Origin of the sequence: Hymenobacter jejuensis, from assembly GCF_006337165.1 — a bacterium.
GTDB lineage: Bacteria > Bacteroidota > Bacteroidia > Cytophagales > Hymenobacteraceae > Hymenobacter > Hymenobacter jejuensis.
The window spans coordinates 1,662,356-1,682,226 of the sequence record NZ_CP040896.1 but is presented as its reverse complement, the minus strand read 5'-3'; the positions used below and the strand labels follow the sequence as shown (position 1 = coordinate 1,682,226).

The following is a 19,871-nucleotide window of genomic DNA, read 5'->3' as shown; positions in this document are numbered from 1 at the left end:
CCGTTGCTCATGAAAGCCGTCATCCCCGTTGCCGGTATAGGCTCCCGCTTGCGCCCCCACACGCACACCCAGCCCAAATCGCTGGTGCCCGTGGCGGGCAATACCATTTTGGGTCACATCATCGACCGGCTCGTTGGAGCCGGCGTCAAGGAATTTGTGTTTATCATCGGCTATCTGGGCGAGAAAATTGAGAGCTACGTCCGGCGCCAATACCCCGAGCTGAAAGCCACTTTTGTGGTGCAGGAGCCCCGCGAGGGCATTGGCCACGCGCTGTGGCTGGCCCGCGAGAAGTTTCGCTACGACCAAGACGGCATCCTGATCCTGCTCGGCGACACCATCGTGGACATCGATCTGCCCAAGATGCTGCAAACGCCCGGCACCATTCTGGCCGTGAAGGAGGTAAAAACACCGTCGATTTTTGGGTTGGTCGAAACCACGGCGGGCGGCCACGTGACGAAAGTGGTCGAGAAACCCAAAATTCCGAAGTCGAACTTCGCCATGGTGGGGTTGTATAAAATCGCCCATCCCGACCGGTTAGCCATCGCGCTGGAACGTATAATCGCCGAAGATATTCGTACGCACGACGAATTTCAACTAACTGATGCTCTAATGCTTATGATCAGAGAAGGCGAAGAGATGGTCACCTCACCCGTCGACAATTGGTTTGACTGCGGCCGCAAGGAAACGCTGCTCGAAGCCAACGCCAGGCTGCTCGGTCGTCCCGAGTTTTTGGAGCGCCGCGAGTACCCCGAGTTTCCGGACACCATCATTGTGCCTCCCGTGAGCATCGGCCGCGATTGCCGGATTTCCAACTCCATCATTGGCCCCAACGTAGCCATCGGCGATCGCACCATTGTGAAGAACACTATCATAAGTGATTCTATCATAGGGTCTTACAGCGAACTACTCCAGGCGGTGCTGCACGACTGCATTGTGGGCTCCGACGCTTCCTTTCGCGGCATGAACCACAGCCTCAACATCGGCGACAATACCGAAATCGACTACAGCTAAGCCGCGCTCGCTGCTTCCGGCTGCCCAATTCTGCTTGAAACCTTACCTTTTAACCAGTGCCAGATATGCTGCAACCGCGTCGAGAGTTTCTGAAAAGTATGGGTCTAGCGGCGGCTGGGCTGGGTTTGGCCGCGTTGCCCGGCGAATTGCTGGCCGAGCCTACGGGCAAGCTGTTTTTCGACTTTTCGCTGGCCGAATGGTCGTTGCACCGCGCTTTGTTTGGAGGCAAAATGACTAATCTCGACTTTCCGGCCAAGGCGAAAAACGACTTCCAGATCAGCGCGGTGGAGTATGTCAATCAGTTCTTTAAAGACAAGGCCACCGACCAGCGCTACCTCACCGAACTCAAGCAGCGCGCCGCCGACGTAGGCGTGCGCAACGTGCTCATCATGATCGACGGCGAAGGCTACCTAGCCGATCTCGACAAAGCCAAGCGCAGTCAAGCCGTTGAGAACCACCACAAATGGGTGGATGCGGCCAAGTTTCTAGGGTGCCATTCCATCCGCGTGAATGCTCATGGCGAAGGTACCGAGCAGGACGTAGCCCAAGCCGCCATCGACGGCCTGGGTCGCCTAACCGAGTACGGAGCCAAAAATAAAATCGGCGTCATTGTCGAAAATCACGGCGGCTACTCTTCAAATGGCCAATGGCTTAGCTCTGTGATCAAGCAGGTCAACAACCCGTATTGCGGCGTGCTGCCCGATTTCGGCAACTTCTGCCTCAGCGCCGACTACGGCACGCCGCAAGGCTGCTCCAAAGCGTATGACCGCTACAAGGGCGTGCAGGAAATGATGCCGTACGCCAAAGGCGTCAGTGCCAAATCGTATGCCTTTGATAGCCAAGGCAATGAAACAATCATCGACTACGTCAAAATGCTTCGGATCGTGAAAAAAGCCGGCTATACGGGCCACATCGGCGTGGAGTACGAAGGTGAAGGCCTGAGCGAAGAAGACGGCATTCGGGCCACCAAGCGCTTGCTGGAAAAAGCCGGCGCGATGGTCTGAAAAGCAAGTGGCTGATATTGAAATTGTTATAAAAAACGTTCTCGGTGACCAGAAATATTTTAATATTTCTTGCTGCCGTACGCAATTCGAAACAGGCTCTGTATCAAGACGATAAATTCGCGAAAGCAGCGAATGATATTCCAAGCCAGCTTTCGGAATAAAATTTTATACTCGCATCAGCGTTCCACCCACAACCTGACGGAGCCGATGGCAGTACGCATGGTTGCGGCTTCGGCCGGTAGTCTGTACTTTGTTTCGATGCGAATACCTGTTTTGCCCCGTCTGTTTCCCCTGCTGGCGGCCGCGTTGCTGACGCTGCCCGGCTGCTATTCCCGCGAAGACATGAAGTCCGATTCGGGTACGGCCAGTTCAACGCCCGCCGAAACTACCGAAAAACCCGCCGTCGAGCCGGCCGATGGCACGGCTGTGGCACCGCCGCCGGCAGCGGCAGTTGCCGGCCCGTTGGCAGCAGTTAATGTGTTTCTGGAAGTATCGGGCTCGATGGAAGGCTTCATGCCCAAACCCGGCGCCGACGCCCAAAATACCCGCTTTCAGCAGCACGTAGCGCAGTTTTTGTCGGACCTGAATCGGAGCCCCGCGGCCCAGCGCAAGACGTTTTACCGCATCAAGGAGAAGCCCTACCGCGATTCGTACCAGCAGTTGGAAACGACGGTGCGCGAAGGCATTCGGGAGGCGGCCAGCAGCACCAGCATCCCCACGATTTTGGATACGTTGGTCAGCCATTATTACCAGCCTAATGCGGTCAGCATCCTGATTTCGGACTTCATTTACGCGCCGCGCAACGCCGGGGCCGTGCCCTACATCAAAACCGACATTACCGACGCGCTCAACCGTGCGGGCCGCTCCGACTTGGCGGTGTCGGTATACGGCTATACCTCTGATTTTCACGGCGCTTTCTATCCGGCCATGAAAACGGCGGCCCGCAAAATCAACAGCTGCTGCGATACCGATATTCCGTATTATTTCTGGGTCATCGGGCCGGCCGACGCTGTGCAGCGCTTCGATATCGCCCTGCTCGAACGCCAGCCAGCTCAGCAAGCACACTTTGGCGTAACGTATTCACAGCCAGCATATTCACTGCTCGATAAGTTTCAGAACAAAGGTGCTTGGTATTACGGCGACCAAGGGGCCAGCAAACGCACGGCTGGCGCAAGCTATCATACTGTGGCCATGCAGGAAGTATCTGTTAGTCAGCCTGTTGAGTTTGTCGTGGGGCTGAACATGAAAGCCCTGCCCGCACTGTACCGCGACGTAAAATACCTGAAGCCGAATCTTCAGCTGCAAGCTCAGGATACCGACGCCAAAGTGCTGGATGTGTTTGCCGCCACCGACGACACACGCAACAGCAGCGGCCCGCAGTCGCAGTACACGCATTTTGTGAAGGTGCGCGTCACCCGTGTTGGCCGCGGTGCTCGGCCAGTGCAGCTGGTTCTGCGCGACCAACGCCCCGCTTGGGTGGGCCAATGGACAACCAAAAACGACAGCAACATCAACCAAGTCGGTGCTAAAACCTTCGCCCTAAGTAGCTTACTCGATGGCGTAGCCGGCTTGTATACCAACGAAGAAGAAAAACCCGTTTTTACACTTCCGTTGACCCTGCAACTTGCCAAATAGTGGCGCGCAGCATTTGCTTCGCGTATTGTCCGCTCCGTTAGCCGGTACGCTAACGACCATCGTTCCACGCTGCGTGAAGCTGGTGCTTCGCGCTACATCCGTCTTATGAAAAGCTTCTTCCGCTTTCTCTACGAACTCATCGGCACCCCGCAGCCGCCGTCCGAAACGCCCCTGTATCGGGATGTCATCTTCCCGAATGTGGGCCTGCTCACGCTCGGGATTTCGCTGGGGCTGGTGTTGATTTTCTACTACCTCATCAACCGGGCCATGGGCGTGGCCACCTTTAACAAAGTGCGCCATTGGGTTATCTTTTTGGTAATCAATGCGTTGCTGGCGTTCGTGGTGGCGATTTGGCAGGCGCACGCCCAGCAGGCCGCCGAGCATTCCTACATTTACTGGATGGCCACACTCAATGCTTTTTACGGGCTGTTGTGGTTTTTTCTGTTCTCGATCATTCTGCGCAAAGGCTCGACCAACGCCAGCACGACTCCTTTTTAAGCGGAATCAAACCAGCGCTAATTCCCCTGCTCAGCTGAGTAAGGGTTAGGGGTAGGTGGTCCGAGCGTTGTTTGAAGCGGATGTTCTCTAAGTCGCTCTTATCAAACAACCTCCGCACGCGGGCCAACCACCCCAGCCGCCGCTTCGCGACGGCGTCCCCTCCTCAGCTGAGGAGGGGAGTTTCGTTCAAATCAGTAACTCGCAATGGCTAAACTCTTTCTTTTCGGCATTGGCGGCACGGGCTCGCGCGTGATTCGTTCGCTCACCATGCTGCTGGCCTCGGGCATTAAGCTGCGCAACTGCGATCGCGTGGTGCCCATCATCATCGATCCGGATGCCCACAACGGCGACATGAACCGGACGGTGAACATGCTCAAGAGCTACCAGCAGATTTACAGCCACTTAGGTCCGCGCGAAGAAGGCTTTTTCGAGACCGACGTGAGTACGTTGAGCAGCATTTCAGCCGATACCAACGGCGGTGTGAAAGACACCTTTGTGTTCGACTTCGGCGGCATCAACCAGAGCTTTCGCCAATATCTGCACTACGATCAGCTGTCCGTTGACTCAAAAGGGCTGGTGGAATTGCTCTTCACGCAGGACAACCTGGAAAGCCCGCTGACCATCGGTTTTCGTGGCTCGCCGAATGTGGGCTCGGTGGTGCTCAACAAAGTAGTGGAGTCGCCGGAGATTCGCTTTTTTGCCGACAACTTCCAGGAAGGCGACCGTATCTTCTTCATATCCAGTATTTTCGGTGGAACGGGTGCGGCCGGTTTTCCGCTGCTGCTCAAAAACCTGAAGGACCAGAACACCCGCCTCAGCAACGCCCGTTACCTGCGCGACGCCATCACGGGCGCCGTGACGGTAATGCCGTATTTCGCGCTGCAATCGGAGGATAATTCGGTTATCGACTCCAACAGCTTCCTGACCAAAACCAAGGCGGCCCTCAGCTACTACGAACATAACTTGCAGGGGCTGAATGCGTTGTACTATCTGGCCGATACGCCCGATACGCCCTACGAAAACCAGCCCGGCGGCACGGCCCAGCGCAACAAAGCCCACGTGATTGAGCTGCTGGCGGCCCTGAGCATCGTCGATTTCATGCAATATCCGGATGCGGAGTTGCGGGGTAGCGGCACCCAGTTTCACGAGTACGGCCTCGGCACCGATGCGCAGGAGATCCAGTTTAGTCACCTGCCCGACGAGTCGCGCGAGATTGTGGCCAAGCACCTCACGCAGTTGCTGTACTTTACGCGCTACCACAAGCAACACCTAGCCACCGACAAAGCTCCTTACCACGACAACCTGAATCTGGACTATGCTATGCGCAACGAGCCCATTTTCAGGGAGTTAAGTAATTTCCTGCACAGCCCCGAATTTGGGGTGGACGAATGGCTGAAAGAGCTTTCGCAAAACCGCCGCGCCTTCCGTCCCTTCGACCTGACCACCGACGACTTCAACGTGATGATTGCCGGTAAGCCCGTCGAAAAGAAGTGGAACGACTTCTTTAATAAAGGCCTGAGCCACAATTACTTACTGGATTCGCTGAACAAAGCCGAAAAAACCATCGCCGAGCCCGACAGCTTCCGCAAAATGCTGGCGCTGTTCTACGACGTGACGGATAAGGCATTTGAGGAGAAGGTGAAAGTGGTGTAAAAAGAACGACCAACTCCCCTCCTCAGCTGAGGAGGGGACGCCGTCGCGAAGCGGCGGCTGGGGTGGTTGGCCCGCGTGCTGAGGTTGTTTAGTTGTCCCTGTAAACAACGCCGTTACCACCCCGCCCTTCGGGCACCCCTCCTTAAAAAAGGAGGGAATTAGATTACTACTCAACTGACAATCAGGATGCCCAAAGTCCTTCGCTTACATAACAACGGTACCCAGCAGATTGAAGGCTGGCAGAAAACCGCCCCGATTACCAGTACCGAAATCAACACGGTAACCGACCCCACGGGTGGTCGCGCCAAGAACGTGGCTGTGTCCATCCCGACGCCCTTTGCGCGGATGCACCTGTTCGAAACGGCGTTTGATTTCCTGGCCCGCGAAGGGCAGCGCAACCCCGGCAGCGTGTATCACGAGCTGGTAACGCACTTCTGGGACTTGTTTGAGCTGCTCTACAACTACCATCTCTACACGCAAGCCGGGCGCAAAATCACGTTGCGCCGCTGGAATGCGCAGGCTGAGGTGCAACGCATGCGCGCCGACGAAGGCACGCGCCTGCTGGGCGAAACCTTGCAGCTGTTTTTGCAGGACGACCGCTTCCGCGACTTCACCGACATGTACTTGGTGTTCTACGAGTCGCCGAATCTGCCCGGCGGACCGCGGCTCTTGGGAGGCACCTCGCCGCTGACGCTATTTTTTACGGCCCCAACGGTATTTCCACTGGATTTGGAGCGGCCTCAGTCGCGCGGACATTACTTTGATAATCAAGTGGTTCTGCTGGAAGACCGGGGGCTTGCGTTCCGCGAGTTTGTGTACGAGCTGTTTCTGGCGTATCCGCAGTTGCAGCGCCGAGAGTTTGCCGGAAGCGTATTTGCCGGCCTCGACCGTTCGCGCATCAATCAGATGCAGATGCAGGGCGAACACACCGCGGCCCAGTTTGCCACGAAGTACCCCGCACTACCCGATTTGCAGGGCAACCTGGCCAGCATCAAAAACGTGCCGCTGCCCGGCCGTGCCGACCAGTCGGCTGTAATGAGCTCCGACTTATTTATTGCCGCTACCCGCGACCTGAGCAATGGCAAGCTGCGTCCGCTGGTGTTGCGCCCCAACCTCACGATGGCCGGTGCCAATTACCTGAACGGTCAACCTTGGGATGACCGCACGCCCGTACCGTACGCCGACGAGCTGACGCTGGAAAACCGCGTGCTGCCCGGCAAAGGCTTCAAATATCCGTACCTCACCGTCGGCGACTTCCTGGAAGATGCGTTGGTAGAGTTGCCGTATGAGCTTAACACCCAGCGCTTTCATACAGGCAAAGTCACGTTTCAGTACGGTGCTGATACGCAAGGCCGGGCGCGCTTCCCATACTTGTTGCCGCTGCGGCAGGCGTTCTTCGAATATTTCACGGAGCACGATCTGGCGGAGCTGCTGACGTTTACCATCGACCTGAACCACGTGCGCGTGGCCCTTCGGATTCCGGTGCAGGGCGGGCGTTTCATCACGTTTGAGCGCAGCTACTACCAGAATCCACAAAACCCGAAGGACGCGCAGGGCCGCGAGATTCCGGAGAAAGGCCGCATCGTGCGGGCCAACATTGGCCTGGGCGTGTTCCCGTTCTACAAAATGCGCCAGCAACCCGAGTACAACGACTTCTACAAAGTCATGCTCGTGGATGCCGACAACTCGCCAACCATGCTCCAGCGGCGCTACGATCTGAAGTTCTTCGCCGGCGGCGACCAGATTACGGAGCAAGGCGCTTCCAAACGCGCTACCCGCTTCGAGCGCACCCAAAAAAGCGTTGCCACAGCCGGCAGCACCTATTACGAAATCACCGGCACCCATTTCGACATCGCGGAACTGACGTGTCCGCCGGCTTTCCACGGTGCTGAGCCGGCCCGGGGCCTTATCGTGCCTCGCTGGCGCGAACTGGATCGCGGCACGCGCCGCTTCACGTTTGCCGTCGATTTTGGCACCAGCAACACCCACGTTGCTTATGCCGATGGGCCCGCGGCACATCCACGGCCGTTTACGATCGGGGAGAGCGACGTACAAGTGGAGCTGCTCAATGCCCCGCTGCCCGACACCGGCTACTCGGCGTTTCAGCGCTACATGCGCGGCCCCGGCCAGCTCATTGACGTGCCGCTGATCCAAAACCGGGAATTTGTGCCCAGCATTATCGGCGAACAGGGTTCGGTGTATGAATTCCCGATCCGGACGGCTGTTTGCGAAACCAATGCCTATGCCAACGAGCCAAGTAAAGTGCTCAGTAACATCAACATAGGTTTTAGCATCAACACCGAAACCAACCAGCCGCCCCAAAACCGATTCGTAACGAATTTGAAGTGGACAGCCGAACTCGACCCGCAGGGCGTATCGCGCATCGGGGCCTTTTTCCGCGAAATTCTGCTTCTGATGAAGCACAAAGCGGCACTGCACGGCGGCATTCTGGAAGATACCCGCGTGGTGTGGTTTGCGCCCCTGAGCTTTGATGCTTTCCTGCGCAACCAGTTTCAGCAGGTGTGGGACGAGGCGTTCCAGCAGGTGTTTCGGACGCGCCGCACCACGCAGTTTGTGTCGGAGTCGGTGGCGCCGTACTACTACCTCACCGCCACCAACCAAGTGGTGCCCAACCGCGACGAGAACGTCATCAACATCGACATCGGTGGCGGCACTACCGACTTGCTGATCTTCGCCGATCAGCGGCCGGCCTTTAGCTCGTCATTCCGCTTTGCTGGCGACGATCTGTGGGGCGATGGCTATGCCCGCGTGCAGGGCGCGCCCAAGCAAAACGGCTTGCTGCGGCTAGGGGTGCAATACGTTGAGAGTCTGCCTGATAGCGAGGAAAACCAGGAATACAAAGGCTACCTGCGGGCGGCGCTGCAAAACCCCGATTTCAGCTCCGCCGACGTGACGAGCCTGCTGTTTGCCTACAACGACGCCTTGCGCTTCACCCAGAGCCTCGGCCTCGGCAAAGGGCGCCAACTGCGGGTGATGTTCTATTTGCACTACACGGCTATTATTTACCATGTGGCGCAACTGGTTCAGCATCTGGGACTTAAGGCACCGCGTTATTTGTGTTTCTCGGGCAAAGGCAGCTTGTATCTGCGGCTGCTCAGTGGCGGCAGCAGCCTAGCCGCGATTGAGCGCATCACGAAAGCCGTGTTTAAGGGTGCGACGGGCGTAGAGCCGCCCGCCAACTTCCGCGTCATTCTGGCTGATAACCCCAAGGAAGCTACCACCAACGGCGGCGTACTGTTTGAAGACAGCTCGACCAGCCACGCCGATTTCGACAACATCCGGACGGTAAAATACAGCGGTGCTATCGAAGGCAACGACATCGAAAGCACGCGCCTGAAGCTGCCGCAAGTAGATGCTACGCTCAAGCAAACCGTGCTCGACAACACCCGCCGCTTCCTCGACCTCGTGCTCGACGGCGACGAAGTAGCACCGCTCATGCGCGACGTAGGCGTCGACGTGGACCGCACCCGCGTGAAAGACTTTCTGCTGCGCGAAATCGAAGACAGCCTCAGCCTCGGCCTGCACCAGCTCGATAGGCAGCTTAGCCAGGGCGAAACCCTGCCCGAAACGCTGTTTTTCTACACGCTGAAGCAGTCGCTGTACAACCTGAGCCGCGAGCTGATCAACCCGAACAGCTAGCGCCGGTTGCTAGCTTTAGATTCAGTCCCATCCTCAAAACCTTCTCATAATGAGGTCAATCTGCCGATTTGCTTTTTGCTTTCTTTGTCTGTTATTCACAGTGGTCAGCGCCCACGCCCAAACCCCGCTCGGCCAGCCTACGCTCGACGAGCAGAAGGCTCAGATCTGGTGCGCGACGGCCCGCTTTGTGTACGACGACAACAAGCGGCCCAACCTGAAAAACTCGCTTCAATGCAGCGGTTCGCTGAAAGAGTTTGAGAACAGCATCAAGGCAGATAGCCAGAAGGTGTATAGCGCACTGTACACGCCGCTGGAGAAGCGCGGCGTCATGTATAAGGGCTTGGGCTCGGATAAATCGCGGCTGCAAAAGCTTGCTAATGAAATTATTACCAAGCTGAAAGCTTCGCCCGCTCGCAAAGCCAGCCCGGCGCGCATGCAGGCCTTGGCCGCCTTGGAGGCATCGCTGAAAAATTACGTGGAGAACGGCACTCCGCCCGGCGATGTAAGCTCCAATCTGGTAACGGAGGCGCAGGTTGATACCACGGCTACCACCGACGAAAGCACAGCGGCCGTCGATTCGGATGCGGGTCCGGTGACGGATGCCAATCAGGTAGCCAGCACGGGCCGCGGCTCGGCCGGGGAAAGCATCATGAATAAATTCTTCGGGCCGATCTCGCTGATCCTCTCGCTGTTGAGCTTATTCCTGTACGTGCTTCTGCGCCGCAGCATCAATGCGCTGGGCACCCGCGCCGACCGCCATCGCAGCGAGTTGGAATCGGTGAAAGCGGCGGCCAACTCGGCTCCGGCTGCCACTTGGGCCGGCCCCACGATGAAAAGCCTGACGCCGGAGTTGCAAAAAGAAATCGAGCGTTTGGTGCAGCAGCGGGTATCTGAGCAACTTTCTGACAATCAATATGTTGCAAAACGGGATAAAGCACCTGTTCCGGTAGCCGAACCGCAGCGTCAGCCGGCCCGCGAAGTGCCCAAAGCGCCGGTGGTTACCAGTGCGCCCACTGCACCAACGCCTGCCCCGGTTCCCTCGCCAACTCCTGCTTACGAAGAGCGGCCCGCTGCGCCTGTTTACGCCGAGCCCGCTCCCGCTTTAACTGAAACAAGCGTAACGCCCGCCGCTATTCCTGCGGGTTCGCCGGCTACGGCTTCGCGTGATGAGTTTGATAGTCTTGTACCGCCGGTGCAGCTGCCCGCCGCTGATACTTGGTCGGCCGCTACGCAGCTCGCACCGTCTGTCACTCCGCCACAACCTGCGGTTGCGCGTTTCTATGTGAAAGTGCCCGTAAATGGCGGTTTCAGCGAATACGATTTGCAGGAGCAACCCCAACACGACAGCATTTACGAGATCACCCTCAACCCCCAGCGCCCCGACGTGGCTACCTTCCGGGTCAATCCCAATTCGCAGGTGCATGCCTACGCCATCCAAAGCGCTCAATATTCGCTGCGCGATGCCTGTCGTTACCAGCAGCCTAGTACGCCCGTTTCGCGCATCGTAACAGATGAAGACGGAACCCTGCGCAAGTCCAGTGGCGCTTGGCAAATCGATCAGAAGGCAGCTATTCACTTTGAGTAATTGATTGACGATCAATTATATATAAAGAGCTAAAAAGCTAGCTTCCCTCCTTTTTTTAAGGAGGGGCTGGGGGTGGTAAAACCCGTTGAACGAAGACTAGCTTTAGTTTTCTACTTCTAGTATAACCACCCCCAACCCCTCCTTGAAAAAAGGAGGGGAGCTAGCTTTTTAGCTCTAACTTTAGCGTGGTTATAGCTTCCGTTCATGATTGAAATTCTGCTCGAAATTGTCGTTGTGCTGGTAGTGGTGGGGCTACAGGTACGCACTTTTCTTAGCACCAAAGCCAATGCCCAACGACTAGGGCAACTGTACCCGCCGAAGGGCACGTTGCGGGTTGAGCATCGACTGGTAACGCCCGACGGGCACGATCTGCCCGATTATGCGGCCGACGCGCCCGCCGATGCCTATCCGGCCGACCTCATCAAAGCAGATACCGCCACGGACGAGTTCCGCGAAATTCTGGTTGACACAAACGACTACCTGCGCCACAACAAAGGGGCCGCGGCCGATTTCGGCATTCTGAAGGACATCTCGGAGCGACAGTCGGAGGTGTTGGAAAATGCGGTGTTGGCCAACGTCGCGACGCCACTGTATCTGGGTTTGCTGGGCACATTCTTGGGCGTGATTCTGGGATTGGTAGGCATTGCGCGCAACGGCGTAACCGACGAAAACGCCCTTACGCCCTTCCTGACCGGTGTGCTCATCGCCATGACGGGTAGTTTTGTGGGGCTGTTGCTCACGCTGCTCGGTAACGGCTTGGTACGCGCCGCGCGCCACCAGCTCGATCAGCGCCAGAACAATTACTACACGTTCCTGCAAGCGCGCTTGCTGCCCATTCTGCACAGCGACATGGCCAGCAGCCTCACCAACCTGAAGGCCGTGCTGGACGCGTTCAATCAGGATTTTGTGGGCAAGGTCACGTTGTTTGAGCCCATCATGGACAAGCTCACCGACAACATTCGGGTGCAAAGCAACTTCCTGGAAGCGCTCGACAAAATCGGGTACGACCAGATGGCTAAGGCCAACATTGCCGTATTTGAGAAAGTCCGGGAGTCGGCGGAGCTATTTGGGCAATTCACTGGCTATCAGCAACAACTAAATAAGATGCTGGCCGACGGTACCCAGACGGCTCAGCAAGTCAGCAGCATCCTGGACCGGCTAGTGGGCTTCGAGCGGGGCATCAACAACGTGGGCCAGTACATTGGGCAGCACGACAACCTCATCCAGCATCAGCTTGAGTTTTTCCAGCGCCACCAGCAGGAGATGAGCAACCTTGCGGCCCGCACCGAGCAATACTTCGACGACGCCAGCTTGCGCCTCACCGACCTGATGCAGCACCGCCTCAGCTACCACGAACGCGATGCCCAGCAGGCCTACGAAAAGTGGGGGCAATACTTTCAAAAGCTCAACCACGACAACATATTCGAGCGCATCGTGCGGTATTTGGAGCCGTTTCAAGGCCTTAATAGTCAGCAAGATGCCTTGTCGCGCGACGTGACCGCCACCCAGCGCGAACTCATGCGCAAAATCGACTTGGACTCGCAGATTCAGGCCAAGCTGCTCTCGGAGCTATCAAACCTGAATACGGTGCTGGTGAAGGCTACTTCCAAAAACCGTTTTCAACGGTTCATGGATCAGTTGTTTGGTGGGGTAAGGCCGCAGTAACCCCACATTCCATCTGTTTTCATGAACAATTCAACTTCTAACAACCGCCAATCCAACGACTTTTTCTGGCCCAGTTACGTGGACCTGATGACGTCGCTGTTTGTGGTGATGCTGGTGTTGTTCGTCTACAGCTTCAAGCTTTTTAAAGACCGAGAAAACGACCTGAAGAACGCCAACGGCGAACTGAAGGCCAAAGCCGAGGAACTAGAGCAGATTACCAAAATCAGACGCTCGTTGCAACGCCTTGAGGGTAAGTACTTTAAATATGACCCCGTAAACGAGCGGCATGAGTTGCTCGTGCCAGTGCAGTTCAAAGCGGGCCGCGACGAGATCGAGGAGCAGTACAAGCCGGCGCTGTTGCAAGCCGGGCGCACGTTGCGCTCGGTGCTGAAAAGCATCAAAACCGAGCAGCCCGTGCGCTACCTCGTGATCGTGGAGGGCATGGCGGCGCGTTACCCCCAGGGCGATCCGCGCAACCGGGCACAGGAGCAGCTTACGTACCAGCTCAGCTATCGCCGCGCCCTCAACCTGCTGAACTTGTGGAAGCAGAACGGCCTCAATTTCAGCCAGGACAAAGGCATTGAGCTGATCATCGGGGGCAGTGGTTTTTATGGCACGGGTCGCTACACCGCCGCCCGCGAAGACGAAAACAAACGCTTTTTGATTCAGGTAATCCCCAAGGTAGGCCGCATTGGAGGCCGATAAACAAGTCGGCGGCTTTTCAGCGTGAAGTATAGGGTTGCTGAAGTGATTTCGGCTCTTGTTTGTAATCTTCTTATAGTCAAAACGTTACATTTAAAAGGCTAGTTTGATTTAGCATCTAAATAGGGTTAATTTGCACTAAAGGTGAGTCAATCGATTTTGCCGGGGCTATCTTCGCCCAAATCTGCTCTGCACCCTATTGTATGCGAAAACTCACCTATCCGCTACTGGCGCTTTCGGCGCTGGCGGCTTGCCGTTCGGCTCAGCCGACTGTCTCTTCCCCGGCAAAACCCGCTTCGGGCTCGTATACGGCAGTTTCTAATGCACCTCGCCTCTCTGTGGAATACCCCAAAACCCGTAAAACCGACCACACCGACGACTACCACGGTACGCCCGTCGCCGACCCTTATTCTTGGCTTGAAAACCTCGATTCGCCCGAAACCAAAGCGTGGGTAGAGGCCGAAAACAAAGTCACGTTCGGCTACCTGGAGAAAATACCATTCCGCGACCGCATCCGCGACCGGCTCACCAAAATCTGGAATTACGAGCGCTTTGGTGTGCCCGAGCAAGAGGGTGATTATCTGTATTTTAGCAAAAACGACGGCCTGCAAAACCAAGCTGTGCTGTATGTGCAGAAAGGCATAGAAGGCCAGCCCGAAGTGCTACTCGACCCCAATAAGTTTTCGGCCGACGGCACCACGGCACTCGCCGGCACCTTCTTCTCCAACGACCACCGCTACATGGCCTATGCCACCAGCAGCGGCGGCTCCGACTGGAACACCTTTAAGGTGATGGACCTGAAAACCCGGCAACCACTAAAGGACCAGCTGAACTGGGTGAAGTTTTCGGGCGCCGCCTGGGGGAAAGACGGCTTCTATTACAGCAGCTACGACGCTCCCAAAAAGGGCGAAAACGGCTTGGCTGGCAAAAATGAGTACCACAAAGTGTACTTCCACAAGCTGGGGACTGCGCAGTCGTCGGACAAGCTGGTGTACGAGGACAAAGCCATGCCCTTGATCTCGCATCATGCCGGGGTTACGGAAGATGAGCGTTTCTTGATTATCACCCGCGCCAATGGCACCGACGGTACCCGCTTGTCCGTCCGTGACCTCACGGACTCCAAGCAAGCCGGCAAGTTTGTCAACATCGGCAGCAGCTACGAGTACCATACTAGCGTGGTGGGCAATGTAGACGGTAAGCTGCTGGTTTACACCGACTACAAAGCACCCCGCTACCGCATTGTGGTCGTCGACCCGAAGAAACCGCAGGAAGCCAACTGGAAAGATTTGGTGCCGCAGTCTGACAATACGCTGGTTGAGGTGAGCCACGTAGGCGGCCGCATTGTGGCCAGTTACCTCAAAGATGCCAGCAGCCTGGTGAAAGTTTACACTGAGAAGGGCGAGTTTCTGCACGACGTCGCGTTGCCCGCCATTGGCACGGCTTCGGGCTTTGGCGGTCGGCGCGCCGACAAAGTAGTGTATTACGCCTTCACGTCGTTTACCTACCCGACGACCATTTACCGCTACGACCTCGCCAGCAACACAAGCACCGTGTTTCGGGCGCCCACCGTCGATGTGAAGCCCGACGACTACGCGACGACGCAGGTTTTCTACGCCAGCAAAGACGGTACGAAAATCCCGATGTTCATTGTGCACAAGAAGGGCATCAAGCTCAACGGCCAGAACCCTACCTATCTCTTTGCCTACGGTGGGTTCAATGTGTCGGTGACGCCGGCTTTCTCGGTGGCGCGCATGCTGTGGCTCGAAAACGGCGGCATTCTGGCCGTGGCCAACCTGCGCGGCGGCGGCGAGTACGGCGAAGCGTGGCACAAAGCCGGCATGACCCCCAACAAACAAAATGTGTTCGACGACTTCATTGCCGCCGCCGAATACCTCACGGTGCAGAACTACACCAATCCGCAACGGCTGGCCATTGCCGGCGGCTCCAATGGCGGTCTGCTGGTAGGTGCTACCATGACGCAGCGGCCGGACATTGCGCGCGTCGCTTTCCCGGCGGTAGGGGTAATGGATATGCTTAAGTTTCAGAAGTTTACCATTGGCCACGCCTGGGTGCCCGAATACGGCTCGTCTGACAACTACGCGCAGTTTCAGAATCTGTATAAGTTCTCGCCGCTACACAATCTGAAAGCAGGCACTGACTACCCCGCTACCCTGATCACGACCGCCGACCACGACGATCGTGTGGTGCCGGCTCACTCCTTTAAGTTCGCGGCTACCCTACAAGAGCGAAATGCCGGCCCCAACCCGCAATTGATTCGGGTGGATGTGAACGCCGGGCACGGCGCGGGCAAGAGCACGGCGCTCCAGATTCAGGAGTGGGCCGATATTTGGGCGTTTGCGTATCAGAATATGGGCATCAATCCGTATCCGACCGGGCGTTAAGCACGTAGGAGTCTTTCGCGGGCGGCTTCGTATCTTGCGGCCCGAAAACCCAACTGCCTGTTCTTTTTCGGCTACCTCCATATGAAGAAATCGCTTCTGCTCGGTCTGCTGGCCGGCGCTTCGCTAACGCTGACCGTCACCTCGTGCAGCAACCCTGATTACAAAACCAACGACGACGTGGCTGTGAAGCCGTTGCCCCCCATTCCGGCTGCGGCCGACACAACCGGCGGCAAACCGGCTACCAATCAGCCCCGCGAAATCAACGCGGTGAACGCTACGCAGGACATTAAAAAGATGCAGCCCCAGATGTAATTTGGGTTTGTAAGCTCCCAATTTTCATCGCCCGATCGTAGCATAAGCCGCGGCCGGGCGATGTGCTTTAACACCCATCAGCCCGACAGTAGCCACCGCTCTCAGGGGTTTATAAACTACTTGTAACAATGTCACAATCAGTTATTTCCATTCGGCGCGGAGTAGAGGCCGATCTGCCGCAGGTACTGGGCTTAATTCAGGAACTCGCCGTGTACGAACGCGCGCCGGAGGAAGTCACCAATACGCTCGCCGACATGCAGCGCGATGGCTTCGGCGCCGAGCCCATCTTCAAATTCTTCGTGGCTGAGCGCGAGAACGAGGGCATTATTGGGTTGGCGCTTTTCTACACGGCTTACTCTACCTGGAAAGGGCGGATGCTGTATTTAGAAGACCTCGTCGTGACCGAAGCCGCGCGGGGCACGGGCATCGGCAAGCTACTTTTTGATGCGGTAGTGGCCGAAGCGCGCGTTACGGGTGCCAACCGCATGAAGTGGCAGGTGCTGGAATGGAACGAGCCAGCCATTGGCTTTTACAAAAAAATCGGTGCGAACCTCGACCCCGAATGGCACAACGGCAACCTCACCATAGAGCAGTTGCAAGCCTACGCCTGCGACCCAGCTATCGAAACCGTTGTGACCAACATTACTCCTCAATAGAAGAACAAGGGTATTCGACGGTTGCCCACCTTCGTGCCCGTTATCCAGAGCGCAGCGAAGGATGACGGACGGATATAGTAGATAGAATGGTTTATTGTAACTAATTGCTATTCAACTACTTCCAGTACAGTGCGGAACGAAACGTACTGGCCCGGAAAGCGAGTTTCTAAGTTGGCGCTGATGCCGGGGCCGATTACGCGCTGGTATTCTTCCAGCTGCTCGACGCTAATGCAGTAAAACTGAGCGGCATACGTAATGCCATTTTCTTCTTCGTTGAGAAGGCGGCACAGTTGGCTGCGCAGGAAAAACCCCGTGGCCATAATTTCGGGCATGTGGGTATCGAGCATATAATCGACCCATTCTTCGGCTATTTCGGGGTCGAGGCTGCTGGTAACATTGTAAAGAATCATGAGCGCAAAAGAAATAAAAGAAAGACTTAGTTCAGCAGGTTTTCGAACCCCGTAGCCGTGCGCGACGGCATGAACTCCAGCACGTCGTAGCGAGCGACGCCTGCTTCTGTAAACGGATCGGCGGCTACCAAGGTCTCTACGGCGTCGCGTGAGGCGGCACGCGCCAAAATAACACCGCCGGTACGCGGCACCAACCGCCCGGAAATAAGGAACGTGCCGTCGTGGTAATGCGCCTCCACCCAAGCCATGTGCGCGGGCATCAGCGGCTCGATTTCGGCGAGCTCGGCCGTGTAGGTAAGCAACAGGATGAACATGCCGCAAAGGTAAGCCTCACACGCGCATCGTATCGAATTGGAAGTCGGTAATGCGGCCCTGAATATCCTTTGGCGTAAGCTTCTGACCGACAGTAGCTTGTGCCAATGCAGCTAATTCGGCATCGCCTGCAAAGCGCAACGACAGGATTTGCTTCAGTGCCAGTTGCTTTTCCAGCGGCCGGAAGCTCTGGCCCGTAACCTCGAAGTATCGCTGCCGCACTTCCAACCGAATAAGGCGGTCTTGGAGCTTGAGAGCGTAATGCTGGCGTAGCAGCAAGAGCACGCCCAGGCCCACCACGCCCAGCACCATGACCGAAAACCACAACCGCGAAATCTCGGAGTCGTCGCCGGCGACGTTGAGATAGCGCCGCACGCCGTAAGCAGCAATAATAAAGGCAGCGGGCAGCAAAATGAAATGGTGCCAGACAGAGTATTTAGGCGTGTTTTTGGTTGGCAGATCAGCCATGCGAGCAGAATTGAAAGCGGGAGTAAAGCATACAAAAAACTCCAGCTAGCGGGCTGGAGTTTTTTGCTGTACGAAAATCAAGGGCGAGTCGCTTAGTTGGAAGCTTCTTTTGCCATCTTTTTCTGCGTTTTCAGTAAGCGCTTCTCATCGCGCGCTTGCTTCTGAGCTAGTTCTTTTTGGCGTTGGGCTTCGCGGTCGGCTAGCTTCTGCTCCTTGAGTTGGCTTTTCTGCGTGCGCAGCTGCTGTTTCTGATCCCGCATTTGGGCTTTGCTGTCTTTCAGAGCCTCGCGGCTATCCTTGGCTTGGCTTTTTTGCGCATCCAAAGTGGCTTTAGCGTCGGCAGCACGCTGTTGCTGTTGCTGCAAGCGCATCTGAGCGGTATCGGCCGCGGTTGGTGTGGTTTGGGCGGAAGCTGCGGCGGCCGTCAGCAGTACTAAAAATATGGCTCCGAATATCTTTTTCATGGCAGTAGGGGGTTGGTTTCTCCTAATACGCAGGCCAGAGGAGCATGTTCATAAAATGAATATTGTAAATATCTGTTTATTAGATAAATACAAAACTATCATTCATAGTAATCCAGGTCTTTGCCGTAGCTCTCAGGTAGTGTGCTGACGCTCCAGAATGCGATCAGCAGCGAAACCACGCCCAACGCAGTGGCGCTGCCGATGATGCCCAGCGGCCCGACCATGGCCTTAAACAGCGGCGTAAGCAGCACCACCGACCCGCGGGCAAAATTGGGAGCTGTGGTAGCTACCGTGGCCCGTAGGTTGGTGCCGAACTGCTCGGCGGCCACTGTCACGAAAAGTGCCCAAAAGCCCACCGTAAGGCCCAAAATGAAGCAGACCGTGTAGAAAACAGTTGGCGTAGCGCCGCGCAAGCCATACAGATACACGCCGACCAACGTGGCGCACAGTACCAAGAATAGCTGCAACGCCCGAATGCGGCTGCGCCACATCTGGCTGATCCAGCCGCTGGCAAAATCGCCGAACACCAGCCCGAAATAGCACCAGAATACGCCCAGGCCCGCCGTCACTTCGCCCTGCACGCCCAATGCCCGGCCAAACTCGGGAGCTAGCGTAATCAGAATGCCGACTACAAACCACAGCGGCACCCCGATGAGCAGGCATTTGAGGTACTTGAGCAGCCGAGGCCCGTTGGTAAACAAGCTCAGGAAGTTGCCGCGCGCAACTTCTTCGCGGCGGGCCTGCTCAAACATCCCCGATTCATAGACGCCGACGCGCAGCGCCAGCAACGCCAGCCCCAGTCCGCCGCCAATGAAGTAGGCGTTGCGCCACCCAAAAGCTTCGCCCACCCAGTAGGCCAGCATCGCCCCCGACACGCCCACCGTAGCCACGATCATGGTGCCATAGCCGCGCTTTTCTTTGGGCAGACTTTCGGCTACCAGCGTAATGCCGGCTCCCAGTTCGCCCGCTAAGCCTACACCGGCTACCAAACGCAACCAAGCATATTGGTCGATGGTGTGCACAAAACCGTTGGCGATATTGGCCAGCGAATACAGCAGAATCGAGCCGAACAACACCGACAAGCGGCCGCGCTTGTCGCCTAGCACGCCCCACAAGATGCCGCCAAGCAGCATGCCGCCCATCTGCATATTGATGAGGTAGAGGCCCAGGTCGCGCACGGCGTCGTTGGCAGTGATGCCCAGTTCATTAAGGCTTTTGACCCGGACAATACTGAACAGAATCAGGTCGTAGATATCGACGAAATAGCCCAGCGACGCTACAATGACGATGGCGCTGAACAGGGAAGCTGTTTTGGGAAGAGTAGGAGGGGCGGAAGAGGTTTGCATGACAATCCGGGTGAGTAGGAGTGCAGATTAAGCAGAATTCCCGGAAAGTTTGCGTTGGGCGTAGCTTCTGAGTAGCGCAGCCGCCCTG

Annotated in this window: 17 protein-coding genes; 12 read left to right on the top strand and 5 right to left on the bottom strand. The window is 56.6% G+C overall.

The window, feature by feature from the left end:
* Positions 1–9: 9 nt before the first annotated feature.
* From FHG12_RS06805 to FHG12_RS06750, 12 genes are all read left to right on the top strand, one after another.
* A complete protein-coding gene (locus tag FHG12_RS06805) occupies positions 10–1,011 on the top strand; it encodes a sugar phosphate nucleotidyltransferase (protein WP_139515014.1) in 1,002 nt (333 codons plus the stop codon).
* A 65-nt stretch (positions 1,012–1,076) separates the two neighbouring features.
* On the top strand, positions 1,077–2,015 hold the full coding sequence (locus FHG12_RS06800; protein WP_139515013.1) for a sugar phosphate isomerase/epimerase family protein: 939 nt from the start codon (positions 1,077–1,079) through the stop codon (positions 2,013–2,015).
* 207 nt (positions 2,016–2,222) lie between these two features.
* The gene (locus tag FHG12_RS06795) at positions 2,223–3,650 is read left to right on the top strand and encodes a hypothetical protein (RefSeq protein WP_139515012.1); all 1,428 of its coding nucleotides are present in this window, start codon (positions 2,223–2,225) and stop codon (positions 3,648–3,650) included.
* A gap of 105 nt (positions 3,651–3,755) precedes the next feature.
* Positions 3,756–4,148: a hypothetical protein gene (locus FHG12_RS06790; RefSeq protein ID WP_139515011.1), complete on the top strand. Its 393-nt coding sequence runs from the start codon at positions 3,756–3,758 to the stop codon at positions 4,146–4,148.
* 204 nt (positions 4,149–4,352) lie between these two features.
* Positions 4,353–5,801 (top strand): hypothetical protein, encoded by a 1,449-nt coding sequence (locus FHG12_RS06785; RefSeq protein WP_139515010.1) that lies wholly within the window; start codon positions 4,353–4,355, stop codon positions 5,799–5,801.
* Between the two features lie 186 nt (positions 5,802–5,987).
* Positions 5,988–9,461 (top strand): hypothetical protein, encoded by a 3,474-nt coding sequence (locus tag FHG12_RS06780; protein WP_139515009.1) that lies wholly within the window; start codon positions 5,988–5,990, stop codon positions 9,459–9,461.
* Between the two features lie 100 nt (positions 9,462–9,561).
* Positions 9,562–11,046 carry a hypothetical protein gene (locus FHG12_RS06775; protein WP_139515008.1) on the top strand — a complete coding sequence of 495 codons (1,485 nt, stop codon included), beginning with the start codon at positions 9,562–9,564 and terminating at the stop codon, positions 11,044–11,046.
* A gap of 204 nt (positions 11,047–11,250) precedes the next feature.
* Positions 11,251–12,711, top strand: coding sequence for a hypothetical protein (locus tag FHG12_RS06770; RefSeq protein WP_139515007.1), 1,461 nt, complete (start codon positions 11,251–11,253; stop codon positions 12,709–12,711).
* Positions 12,712–12,732: 21 nt separating this feature from the next.
* A complete protein-coding gene (locus FHG12_RS06765) occupies positions 12,733–13,416 on the top strand; it encodes a hypothetical protein (protein ID WP_139515006.1) in 684 nt (227 codons plus the stop codon).
* A gap of 200 nt (positions 13,417–13,616) precedes the next feature.
* Entirely contained in the window at positions 13,617–15,815 is a 2,199-nt protein-coding gene (locus tag FHG12_RS06760) for a prolyl oligopeptidase family serine peptidase (protein ID WP_139515005.1), read from the top strand.
* A gap of 81 nt (positions 15,816–15,896) precedes the next feature.
* Complete coding sequence (locus FHG12_RS06755) at positions 15,897–16,127, top strand: hypothetical protein (protein ID WP_139515004.1); 231 nt, start codon at positions 15,897–15,899, stop codon at positions 16,125–16,127.
* Positions 16,128–16,255: 128 nt separating this feature from the next.
* On the top strand, positions 16,256–16,783 hold the full coding sequence (locus tag FHG12_RS06750; RefSeq protein ID WP_165699319.1) for a GNAT family N-acetyltransferase: 528 nt from the start codon (positions 16,256–16,258) through the stop codon (positions 16,781–16,783).
* Positions 16,784–16,890: 107 nt separating this feature from the next.
* On the opposite strand, the gene FHG12_RS06745 is transcribed toward FHG12_RS06750, so the two are convergent.
* From FHG12_RS06745 to FHG12_RS06725, 5 genes are all read right to left on the bottom strand, one after another.
* Positions 16,891–17,193, bottom strand: coding sequence for a DUF4286 family protein (locus tag FHG12_RS06745; RefSeq protein WP_139515003.1), 303 nt, complete (start codon positions 17,191–17,193; stop codon positions 16,891–16,893).
* 26 nt (positions 17,194–17,219) lie between these two features.
* Positions 17,220–17,507, bottom strand: a complete 288-nt coding sequence (locus FHG12_RS06740) for a YciI family protein (RefSeq protein ID WP_139515002.1) — start codon at positions 17,505–17,507, stop codon at positions 17,220–17,222.
* 16 nt (positions 17,508–17,523) lie between these two features.
* Positions 17,524–17,973 (bottom strand): DUF6526 family protein, encoded by a 450-nt coding sequence (locus FHG12_RS06735; protein WP_139515001.1) that lies wholly within the window; start codon positions 17,971–17,973, stop codon positions 17,524–17,526.
* A gap of 92 nt (positions 17,974–18,065) precedes the next feature.
* Positions 18,066–18,437: a hypothetical protein gene (locus FHG12_RS06730; protein ID WP_139515000.1), complete on the bottom strand. Its 372-nt coding sequence runs from the start codon at positions 18,435–18,437 to the stop codon at positions 18,066–18,068.
* 98 nt (positions 18,438–18,535) lie between these two features.
* Complete coding sequence (locus FHG12_RS06725; RefSeq protein ID WP_139514999.1) at positions 18,536–19,783, bottom strand: MFS transporter; 1,248 nt, start codon at positions 19,781–19,783, stop codon at positions 18,536–18,538.
* Positions 19,784–19,871: the final 88 nt, after the last annotated feature.

Coding starts and splice junctions, on each gene's coding strand:
- FHG12_RS06745 (WP_139515003.1), bottom strand. CDS start 17,193: ATGATTCTTTACAATGTTACCAGCAGCCTCGACCCCGAAATAGCCGAA.
- FHG12_RS06750 (WP_165699319.1), top strand. CDS start 16,256: ATGTCACAATCAGTTATTTCCATTCGGCGCGGAGTAGAGGCCGATCTG.
- FHG12_RS06790 (WP_139515011.1), top strand. CDS start 3,756: ATGAAAAGCTTCTTCCGCTTTCTCTACGAACTCATCGGCACCCCGCAG.
- FHG12_RS06785 (WP_139515010.1), top strand. CDS start 4,353: ATGGCTAAACTCTTTCTTTTCGGCATTGGCGGCACGGGCTCGCGCGTG.
- FHG12_RS06730 (WP_139515000.1), bottom strand. CDS start 18,437: ATGAAAAAGATATTCGGAGCCATATTTTTAGTACTGCTGACGGCCGCC.
- FHG12_RS06760 (WP_139515005.1), top strand. CDS start 13,617: ATGCGAAAACTCACCTATCCGCTACTGGCGCTTTCGGCGCTGGCGGCT.
- FHG12_RS06755 (WP_139515004.1), top strand. CDS start 15,897: ATGAAGAAATCGCTTCTGCTCGGTCTGCTGGCCGGCGCTTCGCTAACG.
- FHG12_RS06800 (WP_139515013.1), top strand. CDS start 1,077: ATGCTGCAACCGCGTCGAGAGTTTCTGAAAAGTATGGGTCTAGCGGCG.
- FHG12_RS06795 (WP_139515012.1), top strand. CDS start 2,223: ATGGCAGTACGCATGGTTGCGGCTTCGGCCGGTAGTCTGTACTTTGTT.
- FHG12_RS06805 (WP_139515014.1), top strand. CDS start 10: ATGAAAGCCGTCATCCCCGTTGCCGGTATAGGCTCCCGCTTGCGCCCC.
- FHG12_RS06770 (WP_139515007.1), top strand. CDS start 11,251: ATGATTGAAATTCTGCTCGAAATTGTCGTTGTGCTGGTAGTGGTGGGG.
- FHG12_RS06735 (WP_139515001.1), bottom strand. CDS start 17,973: ATGGCTGATCTGCCAACCAAAAACACGCCTAAATACTCTGTCTGGCAC.
- FHG12_RS06780 (WP_139515009.1), top strand. CDS start 5,988: ATGCCCAAAGTCCTTCGCTTACATAACAACGGTACCCAGCAGATTGAA.
- FHG12_RS06740 (WP_139515002.1), bottom strand. CDS start 17,507: ATGTTCATCCTGTTGCTTACCTACACGGCCGAGCTCGCCGAAATCGAG.
- FHG12_RS06725 (WP_139514999.1), bottom strand. CDS start 19,783: ATGCAAACCTCTTCCGCCCCTCCTACTCTTCCCAAAACAGCTTCCCTG.
- FHG12_RS06765 (WP_139515006.1), top strand. CDS start 12,733: ATGAACAATTCAACTTCTAACAACCGCCAATCCAACGACTTTTTCTGG.